Raw genomic sequence first — 14035 nt, forward strand, 5'->3', positions numbered from 1 at the left:
GCGCGCGACCACCGGACGTCGGTCAGCGCAAATCTGGCGGCGGCTTGGGCTGCTTGAGGCGGACGCCGCGTCCGCCGATGACGCTCTGGGCATTGTCGCCGATCAGCTCGACCCCGGCCCGGTCGAGCGCCTCGACCACCTTGGTCAGGGTATCGATCACCCCGCGCACCGTGCCCTCGCTCGCCTCCATGCGCTGGATGGTCGGCAGCGACACGCCGGCCATCTCGGCGAGTTGCCGCTGGTCGACGCCAAGCAGGGCTCGGGCGGCGCGCATCTGGGCGGAAGTGATCATCCGGACATCTCGATGATTGATGTTTTATACATCAATACTACCGTAATTAGATTGCATTCTAAAACACCTGGATTGATCTTTGTCAAAATAAAAAGGGGCCGCGGCAAGCGGCCCCTTCATTGCTGGTATTGCGTAACCGCCGGCGTCAGGCGGCGGCGGAGCGATGTGCGGCGATGATCTGCTCGGCCGCCCGGCCGGTGACTTCGGCCATGTGGTCGAAGCGGCGGGTGAAGCCGCCGGCACCGGCGGTCGCCGAGCGCAGCTCGACGATCAGGTCACCGATCTCCGCTTCCGGCATCAGCGCCTTGACCGCATCCCAGCCGCTCCAGTTCTCGCGGGTGTCGAACGACAGGATCTGGCCGCGCCGTCCGGACAGGATGGCGTTGATCCTCGCGGTGGCATCGGTCGGGCAGACAATCTCGACCTCGCAGATCGGCTCCAGCAAGACTGGCTGACACTGCGGCAGCGCCTCGCTCATGCCCGCCCGCGCCGCCGTGCGGAAGGCGAGGTCGGACGAGTCGACGCTGTGATAGGAGCCGTCGGTGAGGGTCACCGCGACATCGATCACCGGGAAGCCGAGCGGCCCGCGCAACAGGCCATCCTTGACGCCCTCTTCCACCGCCGGGATGTAGTTGCGCGGCACCGCCCCACCCACGATCTTCTCGGTGAAGGCGAAGCCGGTGCCGCGCGGCAGCGGCTGGATGTCGAGCACGACGTCGCCGAACTGGCCGTGCCCGCCGGACTGCTTCTTGTGGCGGCCGCGCTGGGTGATCGGCTTGCGGATGGTTTCCTGGTAGCCGACCCCCGGCGCGTGCTGCTTGACCGTCACCCCGAAGCGATCACGCAACCGCTCCAGCGCTACGCGCAGATGCATTTCGCCCTGCCCCCACACCACGATCTCGTGGGACACCGGATCGTGGATCATGGTCAGCGAGGGGTCTTCGTCGCTGAGGCGCGCCAGCGCCTGACCGAGCTTGACGTCGTCCTTGCGATCGACGGCGGCGAGCGCGATCGCCAGCACCGGCGACGCCGCGGCAATTTCGGTGAGGGCCCGCGGCGCGGTCTTGCCCGACGACAGCGTATCGCCGGTCCGGACCGGATCGAGCTTGCCGAGCGCGACCACCTCTCCCGCTTCGGCCGACGTCCGCTTGGTGTCGTTCGCGGCGGACGCCGCCGACATGCCGGAGATGCGCGCAGCCTCGCCCCGCGACGACTGCACGGTGGCGCCGTCATCGAGATGGCCCGCCAGCACACGGCTGAGCGACAGCTTGCCGCCGTGCTGCAGATGCGCCGTCTTCAGCACATAGGCGATCGCATCCTTGCCCGAGACCTGGACACCGAGACGCTGCGCCGTCGCCTCCACGCCCGGGCACTCGTGCCGCAGCGCCTTCATCAGCCGCAGCACGCCGTTCTCGCGGGTCGCCGACCCCAGCAGCACCGGGCAGATCTGGCCCTCGCGCAGCTCGCGCGCCAGATCGTCGAACACCGCATCGCGCGGCGGCGGAATATCCTCGAGCAGCTGCTCCATCAGGCGGTCGTCGTGATCGGCGAGCTTCTCCAGCATGGTGAAGCGGGCTTCCTTCTCGCGGTCGAGATCGCCGCCCTCCAGCGTCACCACCTCGGAGGGCAGATGCTCGCGGTAGACGAAGGCGCGTTCCAGCGCGAGATCGACGAACCCGCTGATGATGTTGTCGGCCCAGATCGGAATCTGCCGCAGTACCAGTGGCACGCGCGAAGCCGGCTGCAGTGTCGTCAGCGTCTCGCGGACGCGGGCATCGGCCTTGTCGATCTTGTTGAGGAAAAGGAAGCGGGGAATGCCGAGATCTTCCAGCTCACGCATGATGATCTGCAGTTGCGGCAGCTTGCGCTCGTCGGCCTCGCACACCACCACCGCGGCATCGACCGCCGGCAGCGCGGCACGCATGTCATGGATGAACTCCACCGAGCCGGGGCAGTCGAGGAAGGTATAGATGTCGCCCATGAAGCTGACGGTCGCCGCCGTGAGCGCCACGCTCATACGATGGCTGCGTGCCTCGGGAGAGGAATCTCCGAAGGTGGTGCCAGTTTCGACGGTGCCTGCTTTGGGGATCGCGCCGGTTCGCGCAAGGATGGCTTCGAGTAGGGTGGTCTTACCGCTCTGGAATGGGCCCACCAGCGCAATGCACCGTGGACCGCGGGGACTTCTGACGTCATGTCCCATTGCCGCCTCCTGACTGGAGCTCGGCCCATGATTGGGTCGGCACAGGGATCGTCTCAGGCACCCGGGTCGTTGGCAAGGATGAAACTTGCGGCTCTGCAGCATGACGGAACACGCGGCAGTCGTGGCGCGAATGGAACTCGCACAGCGGACGGCGGCCCGGGGGCATGAAAAAGGCCCGCTTGCGCGGGCCTTTACGAATGATGCGGGACGGCTGTCGAGGGCTTCAGCGGCCCGGCCGCAGCGTCAGCTCGGCGACGCCTGCCGCAACGCTGACACCCACCTGTCCCTGCAGGCTGAGCGGCTGCAACGCGAACGAATTCGCCGAGCCGCCGACCAAGGCATTGCCGCCGACGCCGACGCCGACTGTCGCGCTGCCCTGCACGCCAGCATAATTCCCTGCGAGATCGCCCTGCCCGATACGCGCGGTCGGCGCGAACACCGCCCAGGCCAGCGAGCTCTTCTCGGTGATGCCGAGGTCGATGCCGACCTTGCGGATCTGCGCGACGTAGTAGTCGCGGCGGCGACCATCCGCCCGCAGCACGCAGGACAGGTTGGTGACTGAGCCGACGATGAAGCCCACGCTGGCGCCGCCACGGCATTCCAGCACGCCAACCTGAACGGGCTGTTGGGCGGTGGCGGCCGTGAACGATGCAACGAGCATGACAGCGGCAGCTCCGACGAGGGCTGAAAGACGACGCATGATGCGATCTCCGGTGATGGTCCTTGGTGAGAGTCCCGGGTGGCGGGAATCGAACGGCGGTGAAACGACACGCGAACACTGCAGGCTGCCATTAATTCATAGCCGCACTGAATGTTCAATGAACGTTCGACGACAGCCTCCACGCCACGGAGCGCTGCGACAAAAAAAAGAGGCCCGCTGACGCGGGCCTCTCTATCAACCGATCGATCGTCTTAGTGGTGACGATGACGACGATGAGCGCGGCGGGCCGGGCGAACGTCGGCCGGGCGCAGCTCGACGTCAACGATGCCGGCAACGGCGGAGATGCCGGTCTGGCCCTGCAGGCTGAGCGGCTGCAGCGAGAAGGCGTTGGCCGAACCGCCGACGAGCAGGTTGGCACCGACGCCGACGCCGACGGTCGCGTTGGCACCGACGCCGCCGTAGTGACCGGCGAGAGCACCCGGACCCACGCGATAGGTCGGAGCGTTGACGGCCCAGGCGAGACCGGTCTGCTGGGTCACGCCGAGGTCGAGACCGAAGCGGTGGATGCTGGCGATGTACGGCTGGACCGAACGACCGTCATTGCTGCGGAAAACGCACTCGAGCTCGGTCGCCGAACCCACGACGAAACCGACGTTCTGACCGCCCTGGCATTCGAGGATGCCGACCTGCACGCCCTGCTGCGCATTGGCGGATGCAAAGGAAGCGATAAGCGTCGCGGCGGCGAGGCCGAGAAGGGCTTTGAAGCGCATATTGTGAGACTCCGGAGATTTTAAGAATTGGAACGCGTGAGCGCGGCCCGACGATGAAGCAAGTGCCGTGTCAAAAACAAGGCACTTTCTAAAAAAAGCCGCGAATTCTGTGATGAACCTGAACGAAAGCGGCTCAAAGGTTACCGAAGGTTGCCGCAAAAGCGCTGAATGCGCTTGCAGGCATCCTCCAGATCGGAGGTTTTGGTGGCGTAGGAGATTCGGAAGGCCGGGCCGAGGCCGAACGCCGAGCCCTGCACCACCGCGACGCCCTCGCTCTCGAGCAGTTCGGTCACGAAATCTTCATCAGTCGCGAGCGTCTTGCCTGACGGCGTGGTCTTGCCAATGGTGCCGGCGCACGACGGATAGACGTAGAACGCGCCTTCCGGCCGCGGGCAGTGGATACCGGTGGCCTGATTCAGCATCGCCACGACGAGATCGCGGCGCTCCTTGAACACCTTGTTGTTCTCGCCAATGAAGTCCTGCGGGCCGTTGAGCGCCTCCACGGCCGCCCACTGGGCGATCGAGGACGGATTGGAGGTCGACTGCGACTGGATGGTCGCCATCGCCGCGATCAGCTCGCGCGGACCACCGGCATAGCCGATGCGCCAGCCGGTCATGCAGTAGGCCTTCGAGACGCCGTTCACCGTCAGCGTGCGGTCAAGCAGCTGCGGCTCGACCTGCGCCGGCGTCGTGAACTTGAAGTCGTCATAGACGAGGTGCTCATACATGTCGTCGGTCATCACCCAGACATGGGGATGGCGCATCAGCACGTCGGTGAGCGCCTTGAGCTCGGCCTCGGTGTAGGCCGCGCCGGTCGGGTTCGATGGCGAGTTGAGGATCAGCCACTTGGTCCTCGGCGTGATCGCGCGCTCGAGATCGGCCGGCTGCAGCTTGAAGCCGTGCTCGGCGGTGCACACCACCGGCACCGATTCGCCGCCGGCGAGCGCCACCATCTCCGGATAGCTGACCCAGTAGGGCGCGGGAATGATCACCTCGTCGCCGGGATTGATGGTCGCCATCAGCGCGTTATAGAGCACCTGCTTGCCGCCGGTGCCGACCGAGATCTGGTTCGGCTTGTAGACGAGGCCGTTCTCTCGCTGAAACTTGGCGATGATCGCCTCCTTCAGCTCGGGAATGCCGTCCACGGCGGTGTACTTGGTGTTGCCCGCCTCGATGGCATGGATGGCCGCCAGCTTGATGTTGGCGGGGGTATCGAAATCCGGCTCGCCGGCGCCGAGGCCGATGACGTTGCGGCCCGCCGCTTTGAGCTGCCGCGCCTTGTCCGTGACCGCGATCGTCGCGGACGGCTTCACACGGGCAAGCGAGGCAGACAGGAAGGGCATCATCTTCTCCTAGCAGGCGACGGCGCACGAACGCGCGCGAGTCGGGTTTTTCAGGCAGGGCGGCACCCTAAAGCGAGCGCCGCTGCATCGCAAGAAGCTTGGCCGGAAACTCCGCCGGACTTTAAGAAAGCCTTCAAAACCCGCCGCTTAGGATCGGCAACATTCGGCAAATTTTGCGGTCTGATGGCTTATTTTCGACCACGCGATGCCCTCCGGGCCATTCGCAGCGGGGCCTGGCTCACGGCTGAGCGGGCACGCGGCTACAGCGTGCTGCTGCTCGCCATCGCAACTGCGGGTCTTTTGGCCTGGATCGCGCTGTCGCACCACATGGTCGATCGCAACGGCAAGCCGCTGGGAACCGACTTTTCCAGCTTCTATGCCGCCGGAGCCCTCGCCCGTGAGGGCCAGGCCGCCGGGGCCTATGATCCGCAGCTCCACCACGCCCGCCAGCAGCAGACCTTCGGGGCCGCGACGCCGTACTACGCATGGCAATATCCACCGGTTTTCCTGCTGGTGGCGGCGCCCCTCGCCGCGCTGCCCTATCCGGTCGCGCTGGCGCTGTGGCAGGGCGTCACGCTTGTGCTCTACCTGATGGTGATCAGGCGGATTGTCCGTCCGGTCCGCCCGGCCGCGGGGCGCCTGTGGCTGCTCACCGCCGCCGCCTTTCCCGCCGTTTTCATCAACCTCGGCCATGGCCAGAACGGCTTTCTGACCGCCGCGCTGCTCGGCGGCGGAGCCTTGCTGCTGACGCATCGTCCGCTGCTCGCCGGCGTGCTGTTCGGCCTGCTCGCCTACAAGCCGCAGTTCGCACTGGTGATCCCGGTGGCCCTCGTTGCCGGCGGCTACTGGCGCAGCGTCATGGCCGCCACGCTCACCGTCGCGGCACTGGCCGCCGTCACCACGGCACTGTTCGGCGTCGCGCCGTGGCAGGCGTTCATCGCGTCCATGGAAGCCTCGCGCCGCGTGCTGCTCGAGGCCGGAGACGTCGGGTTCGAAAAGCTGCAGAGTGCGTTCGCCGCGGTGCGGCTGCTCGGCGGCGGCGTTGCGCTCGCCTACGCCGTGCAGGCGATCGTTTCGGGCGCTGTGATCGTCTCCGTCGGCTGGGCCTTTCGCGTGCTGCGCGACGACACCGAGAAGGCCGCGCTGCTGCTGGCGGCGACGCTGCTCGCTTCGCCCCATGTACTCGACTACGACCTGATGGTGCTGGGCCCCACGATCGCATTTGCCGTGGCGACCGGCCTTTCCCGCGGCTTCCGGCCTTATGAGATCAGCCTGCTCGCGGCAGCCTGGACCGTGCCGCTGCTCGCCCGCGCGGTGGCCGGCGTCAGCACCATCCCGCTCGGCGTGCTGGTCGTGGGCGCGCTCTATATCCTGCTGCTGCGCCATGCCGTCGCCGACCGCGACGGCGCGGCGCTCTGCAATCAGCGCATGGCAAACGCCTGACGCTCCGGCTCCGCGCGCGCTCCGGCCGCGCGCGAGGACAGCATGTTTTGCTGTGACGGCCGCATGCTGCAACGCACTTCGACTTTTTCAAAGTTTTGGGGGTTGCGGCGCAGCACCTCACATCCCATTGTTGCACCGGCGGTTGGCAAGCCGCAGTGTCTGCATGCGCGGATGGGTGGCCTGAAGATCGATGTACAAGCTCTATACAATGCAGCGCTCCGGCAACAGCTACAAGGTTCGCCTTGCGCTGGCATTGTTGAACACACCCTATCGCGCCATCGAGATCGACATCCTCAAGGGCGAGAGCCGCACGCCCGATTTCCTCGCCAAGAATCCGAACGGCCAGGTGCCGCTGCTGGAGGTCGGCGAGAGCCGCTATCTTGCGGAGTCGAATGCCATCCTGTGGTATCTCGCGATCGGCACGCCGCTCGCGCCGGAGAGCCGGCTCGACCGCGCCGACGCCATGCAGTGGATGTTCTTTGAGCAGCATGCACTGGAGCCGAACATCGGCGCCGCCTATTTCTGGCTGTCGCTGGTCAAGGGTGGCCGCGAGCTCCATGCCTATTCGCTGGAAGACTGGATGGAGCGCGGCTACCGCGCGCTGCAGGTGATGGAGCAGCATCTGCAGACCCGCGACTACTTCGCCGCCAACCAGCTCACGGTCGCCGACATCGCGCTCTACGCCTACACCCACGTCGCCGACCAGTGCGACTACGACCTGTCCAGCTTCCCGGCGGTCCGCACCTGGCTGAGGCGCATCGAGCAGGAGCCGCGCTTCGTCGCCATGAACTGGACGCCGGCCGAGGTTCCTGAGGGCGAAGCTGGCGTCACCGCTGAAGCGTGATCGGCGACATCAACGGGGGCAAACCGGTTTTCGACCGTCCATCGCCTTGGTTTCGCCCCACTCCACGCGGGCGCCGCCGCAATCTTGACCGTCATCTCTGGGACATTTGCAGCCGTGCAGGTGATTCGCGCGCCGCACCTCCACGATCCAACCGATCGTGAAAGTCCTGCGCGCCGCGATTGATGAATGTTGACATGAGCGATGCTCCGGCGGGCGCATGGACTGGCCGGAATGCTCTCCAGCCTGGGAATCGAGCCGCATGAAACGGTTGCTGGGTGCCGGACACGGTTTTGGCGACCGCACGGCACTTGCCGCCTCTCGCGCCCACAACATGATCGCAGCCTCGCTGGCGATCGGAAGCCTGTCGCTGTGCCTGATCCTCAGCATCGCCGCCGTGTCGCTGCGCCTGATGGCGGCATGATCACGTACGCGCAGTATCGGGCCGTGTCGCCGCCTCTTCGCACCGCCACGCCGACGCTCCCGGTCATCGTGACCAGGAAGCGCTGATGAGAACGCCCGTCCTGCTGGTGACGATATCGCTGGCGGCCGCCATCGTGCTGGCCACGCTGGCGATCGCCACCACCACGCGCGGCGACAACGCCGCGTTCGAATCCTCCGCCGGACCGCTCACGGTCGGGACCGTGGCGGGCGGCCCGGTGCATCCCTGACGTCTCGCAGACTGCTGCCACGGGCAACCGCCATCCCGCGGCGTTTGAATCAAATCTCATGAAATTGGTGCCGACCGCGTTGCCAGCGCATTAGCCCCGGCGGCGAAAATACGATGTTACCGCAATCCGGAAGCCACGATCCGGCGTTAGGCTGGCGCGCAAACGGTGAACCTCATGCGCTTGGACTGGCGAACGGTATCCGGTGCTCTTGCGGCTGCGGCGCTGACGACGGCGATCGTCGCCAGCGAACGCCACGTCGTCGTCATGACCGATCCCGCCTCGCTCCATGTCGGCGCGGTTGCGCTGTCGGCGATGCTCGGCGGCATGTTCGCGGGCGTTGCCAGCGCTGCGATCGTCATCGCCTTCGCTGTGTCATCCCTGCTGGCCAATCCGGTGATCGCCGGCGGCCCCGACCTCGCCCGCGTGATGCTGCTGGGCATCGCGACCCTCGCCATTGTGCTCATCATCGGGCTGCTGCGCAGGCGATTTGTCGCCGACATCGCACGCGAGCGCGAGCGCAGTGCGGCCCTGCAGCGACTGTCCGGCGCACTCGATTCGATGGACATCGGCGTGGTGCTGCTCGACGCCGACACCCGCGCGCAGTTCATCAACCGCGCCTTCCGCGACATGTTCCGGCTGAGCGACGAACAGGCCGCGAGCAAGCCGCCTTTCGTCGCGCTGATGTATCATGGCCGCGACACCCGCGCCTACGCCATGCCCGAGGACGAGGTCGGCACCTATATCTCCACACGAATCGCCCAGGTGCGCAGCGGCGACCCGACCCCGGTCGACCTGCGGCTGAGCGATGGCCAGGTGCTGCGCTTTCGCTGCACGGTGCTGCCGGAAGGGGGGCGGATGCTGACCTACATCCCGATCACCGACCTGATCCGTCGCACCGACAACCCGGCCGAACGCGACCGCCTGATCGCCCGGCGCACCGGCCACGGCGACTGGCTCGGGCGGCAGGCCGGAGGACTGCTGGGCGCGGCGGAATAACCAGCCGGCGGCTGTGGACAAGTCGCTCAAAAGTCTCCATCCGAATGCGCCGCGCGTCCGCCCGCACCCTAAGCTAGCTGATTGAACCAGCGAGCAATTCGGGGTTTCCCTCAGCGCCGCATGCGGCAATCGCGGCCGTGCTGCGCGTCATAAATGCACAATAAATCCTCACTAGCCTTCCGCCGTACGCTGATCGACCCCCCGTCGCTGATCATGCGTGCCGGTGCGTACCGGCAAGGCTTGTGATCGAGGTACGCGCCTTTCTGAGAGACGAGCATTTGACACGGCAAACCCAGTCTCCATCTTGCCGGGCAATGCTATTCGGGCGGTCCTCGTCAGTCGCCGCGTCTGGCCGGGGCCGCCTTTTTTTTGGCGTCCTTGCCGTCAGTCCGCTTCGCGACCGTGCCGCCGGACAGCGGAGTTGATGTTGCTCACGCCTGCCTGTCGCATTCCCGCCGCCGATCCGCTATCTGATCGGCCGACATTTCAACCGGACCTGACACCTGACCCCGATGATCCGCGTCCCCCTGGTCGTTCTCACCCTGCTCGCGCTCACGCTCGTGCTGCTGCCGTTCCAGCTGATCGGCATCATGTTCGACAACCGCCTGCAGCGCATCGTTCCGCACCTGTTTCATCGTGCGGTCTGCGCCATCATCGGCATTCGCATCCACCAGGTGGGACAGTGCGGCACCGATCGGCCGATGCTGATCCTGTCCAATCACGTCTCCTGGCTCGACATCATCGTCGTGACCGCCGTGACCCCGGTGGTGTTCGTCGCCAAGCATGAGGTGGCGAGCTGGCCGCTGTTTGGATGGCTGGCGAAACTGCAGCGGACCATTTTCATCGAGCGCGAGCGGCGGCAGAAGACCGGCGCGGTCGCCCGCGAGATGGGGGATCGCCTGACCGGCGGCGACACCGTGGTGCTGTTCGCCGAAGGCACGTCCAGCGACGGCAACCGCATCCTGCCGTTCCGTTCGGCCCTGATCGGGTCGGTCCATCACGCGCTCGGCAGCTCGACGCACCATTCCAGCATCACCGTGCAGCCGCTGTCGCTCGCCTATGTCGGCTTCGGCGGCGTTCCAGCCGGGCGGGCGCTGCGCAACAAGCTCGCCTGGTATGGCGACGTCGACCTCATCCCGCACATGCTCGACGTGCTGCGGGCCGGCGCGGTGGACGTCACCGTGAGCTGGGGCGCTGCGGTGGCCTACGACATGAGCACCGACCGCAAGCAGATCGCCCGCGAAGCCGAGCGCTCGGTGCGGCGGATGAATGCGGCAGCATTGCGCTACCCGCCTGGCCGCCAGAGCGCGCCTGCGCCGGAGACCGCGGACCCCGTCCCGGGCGTCGCCTGACACCCTTGCGCAGCGCGACCGATTGTCGTTCTGTCTCCGTCGGACGCGTCTCATGATGGTGCGTCCCGCCGCAATGACACCGGCGTCATGAGAGATGCGTGAACCGTGACGGAACGCTCCGCTCGACCAGCCACCGAAACGCCGGCGCGGCGGCTCACCTGCGCCCGCTGCGGCACCGCATTCGGCTGCGACCTGTCGAGCGAGTGCTGGTGCCATGCGGAGACCGCACGGCTGCCGATGCCGACGTCCGGAGGCGACTGCCTGTGCCCGGCCTGCCTGCGCGCCGCCGCGGCGGTCGCACGCTCCGGGGCGGGCGCCTAAGACGCGGCGACTGACTAGAGTGCGTTCGCTTTTGGTGACAGCGCGAACACGCCCTCAATATTGCTTTGACGCATGGTTGTTTTGACGCGTTTTCGTCACGCGAACCGGCGCCCACCCCGGATCAGGTCCGGGGGCATGCTTCGCTCGAAAACACTCTAGACAGCGTACCCCGGCGATTTGCGCGCGAGGCCGCCGAACGCGTCCAGCAGCCGTTCACGCCAGGCGTAGACGGCATCCTCCTCCTTGAGCAGCCTGAACGGGCTCGTCGCCCGTGCCCACTGGAAGCCGCCGAACACGATGTAATCGGCATAGTTCGGCGCGTCGCCGCCGATGAAGGGCTGGGCGCGCAGCGTCAGGCGAAGCGGGTCGAGCGACTTGCGGAACACCTCGACGCCCTTGTCACGGGTCGCCGCCGCCTCCTCCAGGGTGCGGCCGAGCCGCGCCTCGCGCGTGCTGCGAAAATAGGCCTGGTCGTCCGGCGACAAATGACCATGGATGTCGGCGACGATCAGCGGAAACAGGCCGCCGACAATGGCAACGTCACCCCAGCCGTTGATCATGCGCGCCATCGCCCGCCCGCCGTCGCCGCCAAACAGCGACGGGCGATCGGGATAGGCATCCTCGAGATGGTTCGCGATCACCCAGGAATCGACCACGGCCTTGTCGCCGTCGAGCAGCACCGGCACCTTCTCGGAGCCGTGCGGCGCGATGGCGGCCTTGTCGGTGAAGCGCCAGGGGATCGTCTGCGCGTCGAGCCCCTTGTGCGCGAGCGCAAGGCGAGTGCGCCAGCAATACGGGCTGAACGGGCGCGCGTCGTCGGTGCCGACCAGTTCGTACAGCTTGCGCGTCACGCCGTCAGCCCTTCACCACCGAAGCGGTCTGGCCGAACAGGATCTTGCGCTCCTCCTCGGTGCGGATGCCGGCCGCATTGGGGTTGACCTGCTTGGCGAGCGCGTAGGCGCGCTCGGTCGCCGGCCGGCTCCGGATCGCCTCGAACCAGCGCTTGAGATGCGGGAAGTCCTCGAGCTTCTGGCCCTGGCGCTCGTAGGGCACCACCCAGGGATAACTCGCCATGTCGGCGATCGAATAGTCACCTGCGAGGAATTCGCGGTCGGCGAGGCGCTTGTTGAGCACGCCATAGAGACGGTTGGTCTCGTTGACGTAGCGGGTAATGGCGTAAGGCAGCTTCTCCGGCGCGTAGATGGCGAAGTGATGATTCTGGCCCGCCATCGGTCCAAGCCCGCCCATCTGCCAGAACAGCCACTGCAGGGTGTCGTAGCGCACCCGCACGTCGGCGGAGAGGAACTTGCCGGTCTTTTCCGCGAGGTAGGTCAGGATCGCGCCGGACTCGAACACCGAGATCGGCTTGCCGCCGTCCTTCGGCGCATGGTCGACGATCGCCGGCATGCGGTTGTTCGGCGCGATCGCCAGGAATTCGGGCTTGAACTGATCACCGGTGCCGATGTTCACCGGAACGATGTTGTAGGGCAGCCCGGCCTCTTCGAGAAATATCGTGATCTTGTGGCCGTTCGGCGTGGGCCAGTAGTGCAGGTCGATCATCGGGCGATCCTTGAACGTGACGGCGGAAAGCCGGATTGTCGGAAACAATCCGGCCGACATCATAGAAATAGATGCCGTTGCATGAAAATCGAGTTCACCCAATCCCCGCGGCGAAGTCAATGGCGCCCGCCCCGTCTCTCGCCGAATTGAGGGCGCCCGCTCTCAGCGAGCAGCGGGAACCGCCGGCGATGTGATCGAACCGGTCGCTTCCGGCTCCTGACGCGGCGACTGCCTTGCAGTGGCCCGGCCGGGCTCACCGGCCGCCGGGCCGACACGCCCCCTCGCCACCCGGGTCCGCAACAGCGAGGCGCTGTAAAACCGCCCATCGCCCCCCTGGACGAGATCCGCGTCCATCTGCGCCTTGAATAAGGCGTTCTGCAGCATCGAGGTGCAGCGGTTTTCGCGGCTCTGACTGGCCGTCCCGGGCTCGGCAAGTCCTCCGAGCAGGCTCAGGCATGTCCGCCACATCAGTTTGGTGATCAGGAACAGGTGCGGTTGAAACGCCTCGATGCCATGCGCGACGTCGTTCATCTTCCTGACGAACATCCGCCAATCCGGCAGATATCCGTTGCCGTTGTTCATGATCGACAACGCGTATTCCTTGGTGGTGCAGACATGCTCCGCATCCAGCGAGAACGTCGGAGCGACGCTGCCGTCGGCATTGACCCGCGCAGGCTTGGCCCCCGGCAGCGCACAAAAGCGGGTCAGGTTGTCGACGAGCAGCCACATGTTGAGTTCGAGAGAATCCCGGTAGAGCGGCAGAAGGGTTACGACCGGCCCTGCGCTGGAAAAGCTCAGGTTCAGCAGGTCGTCGACCATCGTCGTCGCCTGGTTGAGTGCGGTGTTGGCATGCACCGCCGCCTTCACCGACTCGGACAGGACCGGGATCTTGCCGAACAGCTTGTCGCGGATGTCGGCCAGATAGACGTTGCTCTTGTCGTTGAACAACGTCGTCAGCGCCAGACGAAACAGCGCGTAGTCCAGGCGGGCCATCTTCTCGTCGAAGAACTGGCAGATCGCCGGCGGCTGGAAATTGAGGGCTTCCAACGAACCGATGGCCGCCGTCGTCGAGCTGGTCAGGACGATCCGCGCCTGGTCACTGGGATAAAGGCACTGATAAGCCTCGGACGCGACCTCCAGCGCCGCCTTCAGGTTGGCTTCGATCGCGAGCTTGTCGGTGTCGTTATGGCCGCCCTGGCGTGCCGCCGCGAGCAGCACGCCAACCAGCAGATAGGATCTGAACAGTCGGTGGCTCTTGGTATGTGCGACGAACAGCACATAGTCCTCGGCCTCGGCGATGATCCCGCCGCGGCGGTCGATCTCCGCGCAGCCCCCGAGCAACCCGAGAATGACGAGCGTCGCGACGGCGCGCGACAGCACCTTTGAAAACATGTCCGCCCCCGAATATTTATTTTTGCAATCAATGCGCAAGTCTCGACCGATTCGGCGCACATGCGCGACGGTCGAGCCCGCGTCGAGGCGGGCTGACAATGTCCCTGTCCACAGGTTTCCGGGAACCGAGGGGGGATCGCCGCGACGCGGCCTGCCGCCGTCATGCACGGACGACAAAATCTGCGCCGCTCCC

General features: G+C 66.0%; 15 protein-coding genes. 7 read left to right on the forward strand and 8 right to left on the reverse strand.

All coding sequences use genetic code 11. The features are described from left to right. Positions 1–22: 22 nt before the first annotated feature. The 5 genes from AB4Z37_RS06380 to AB4Z37_RS06400 all read right to left on the reverse strand — a co-directional run bounded on the left by AB4Z37_RS06380 (position 23) and on the right by AB4Z37_RS06400 (position 5266). Positions 23–292 carry a helix-turn-helix domain-containing protein gene (locus AB4Z37_RS06380; RefSeq protein WP_441515860.1) on the reverse strand — a complete coding sequence of 90 codons (270 nt, stop codon included), beginning with the start codon at positions 290–292 and terminating at the stop codon, positions 23–25. Positions 293–437: 145 nt separating this feature from the next. Next, positions 438–2492, reverse strand: a complete 2055-nt coding sequence (locus tag AB4Z37_RS06385; protein WP_441515861.1) for an elongation factor G — start codon at positions 2490–2492, stop codon at positions 438–440. 223 nt (positions 2493–2715) lie between these two features. Beyond that, positions 2716–3192: a DUF992 domain-containing protein gene (locus AB4Z37_RS06390; protein ID WP_441515862.1), complete on the reverse strand. Its 477-nt coding sequence runs from the start codon at positions 3190–3192 to the stop codon at positions 2716–2718. A gap of 212 nt (positions 3193–3404) precedes the next feature. Further along, positions 3405–3923, reverse strand: coding sequence for a DUF992 domain-containing protein (locus AB4Z37_RS06395; RefSeq protein WP_441515863.1), 519 nt, complete (start codon positions 3921–3923; stop codon positions 3405–3407). A gap of 140 nt (positions 3924–4063) precedes the next feature. Then, positions 4064–5266: a pyridoxal phosphate-dependent aminotransferase gene (locus tag AB4Z37_RS06400; RefSeq protein WP_441515864.1), complete on the reverse strand. Its 1203-nt coding sequence runs from the start codon at positions 5264–5266 to the stop codon at positions 4064–4066. 183 nt (positions 5267–5449) lie between these two features. Between AB4Z37_RS06400 and AB4Z37_RS06405 the strand changes: the two genes are divergently transcribed. From AB4Z37_RS06405 to AB4Z37_RS06435, 7 genes are all read left to right on the forward strand, one after another. Then, positions 5450–6709: a glycosyltransferase family 87 protein gene (locus tag AB4Z37_RS06405; RefSeq protein ID WP_441515865.1), complete on the forward strand. Its 1260-nt coding sequence runs from the start codon at positions 5450–5452 to the stop codon at positions 6707–6709. Between the two features lie 190 nt (positions 6710–6899). Then, positions 6900–7553: a glutathione S-transferase family protein gene (locus AB4Z37_RS06410; RefSeq protein ID WP_441515866.1), complete on the forward strand. Its 654-nt coding sequence runs from the start codon at positions 6900–6902 to the stop codon at positions 7551–7553. A 259-nt stretch (positions 7554–7812) separates the two neighbouring features. After that, positions 7813–7974, forward strand: a complete 162-nt coding sequence (locus tag AB4Z37_RS06415; protein WP_441515867.1) for a hypothetical protein — start codon at positions 7813–7815, stop codon at positions 7972–7974. An 85-nt stretch (positions 7975–8059) separates the two neighbouring features. After that, complete coding sequence (locus AB4Z37_RS06420; protein WP_441515868.1) at positions 8060–8221, forward strand: hypothetical protein; 162 nt, start codon at positions 8060–8062, stop codon at positions 8219–8221. A gap of 174 nt (positions 8222–8395) precedes the next feature. Further along, positions 8396–9217 carry a PAS-domain containing protein gene (locus AB4Z37_RS06425; protein ID WP_441515869.1) on the forward strand — a complete coding sequence of 274 codons (822 nt, stop codon included), beginning with the start codon at positions 8396–8398 and terminating at the stop codon, positions 9215–9217. Between the two features lie 512 nt (positions 9218–9729). Next, positions 9730–10569: a lysophospholipid acyltransferase family protein gene (locus AB4Z37_RS06430; protein ID WP_441515870.1), complete on the forward strand. Its 840-nt coding sequence runs from the start codon at positions 9730–9732 to the stop codon at positions 10567–10569. A 105-nt stretch (positions 10570–10674) separates the two neighbouring features. Next, positions 10675–10890 carry a cysteine-rich CWC family protein gene (locus AB4Z37_RS06435; protein WP_441515871.1) on the forward strand — a complete coding sequence of 72 codons (216 nt, stop codon included), beginning with the start codon at positions 10675–10677 and terminating at the stop codon, positions 10888–10890. A gap of 155 nt (positions 10891–11045) precedes the next feature. On the opposite strand, the gene AB4Z37_RS06440 is transcribed toward AB4Z37_RS06435, so the two are convergent. The 3 genes from AB4Z37_RS06440 to AB4Z37_RS06450 all read right to left on the reverse strand — a co-directional run bounded on the left by AB4Z37_RS06440 (position 11046) and on the right by AB4Z37_RS06450 (position 13941). Next, positions 11046–11741, reverse strand: a complete 696-nt coding sequence (locus AB4Z37_RS06440) for a glutathione S-transferase family protein (RefSeq protein ID WP_441515872.1) — start codon at positions 11739–11741, stop codon at positions 11046–11048. Between the two features lie 4 nt (positions 11742–11745). Beyond that, positions 11746–12450, reverse strand: coding sequence for a glutathione binding-like protein (locus AB4Z37_RS06445; protein ID WP_441515873.1), 705 nt, complete (start codon positions 12448–12450; stop codon positions 11746–11748). Between the two features lie 162 nt (positions 12451–12612). Continuing rightward, on the reverse strand, positions 12613–13941 hold the full coding sequence (locus AB4Z37_RS06450) for a hypothetical protein (protein WP_441515874.1): 1329 nt from the start codon (positions 13939–13941) through the stop codon (positions 12613–12615). Positions 13942–14035 lie beyond the last annotated feature (94 nt).

The sequence above is a fragment of the Bradyrhizobium sp. 2TAF24 genome (assembly GCF_052115025.1).
Taxonomy (GTDB): domain Bacteria; phylum Pseudomonadota; class Alphaproteobacteria; order Rhizobiales; family Xanthobacteraceae; genus Bradyrhizobium_A.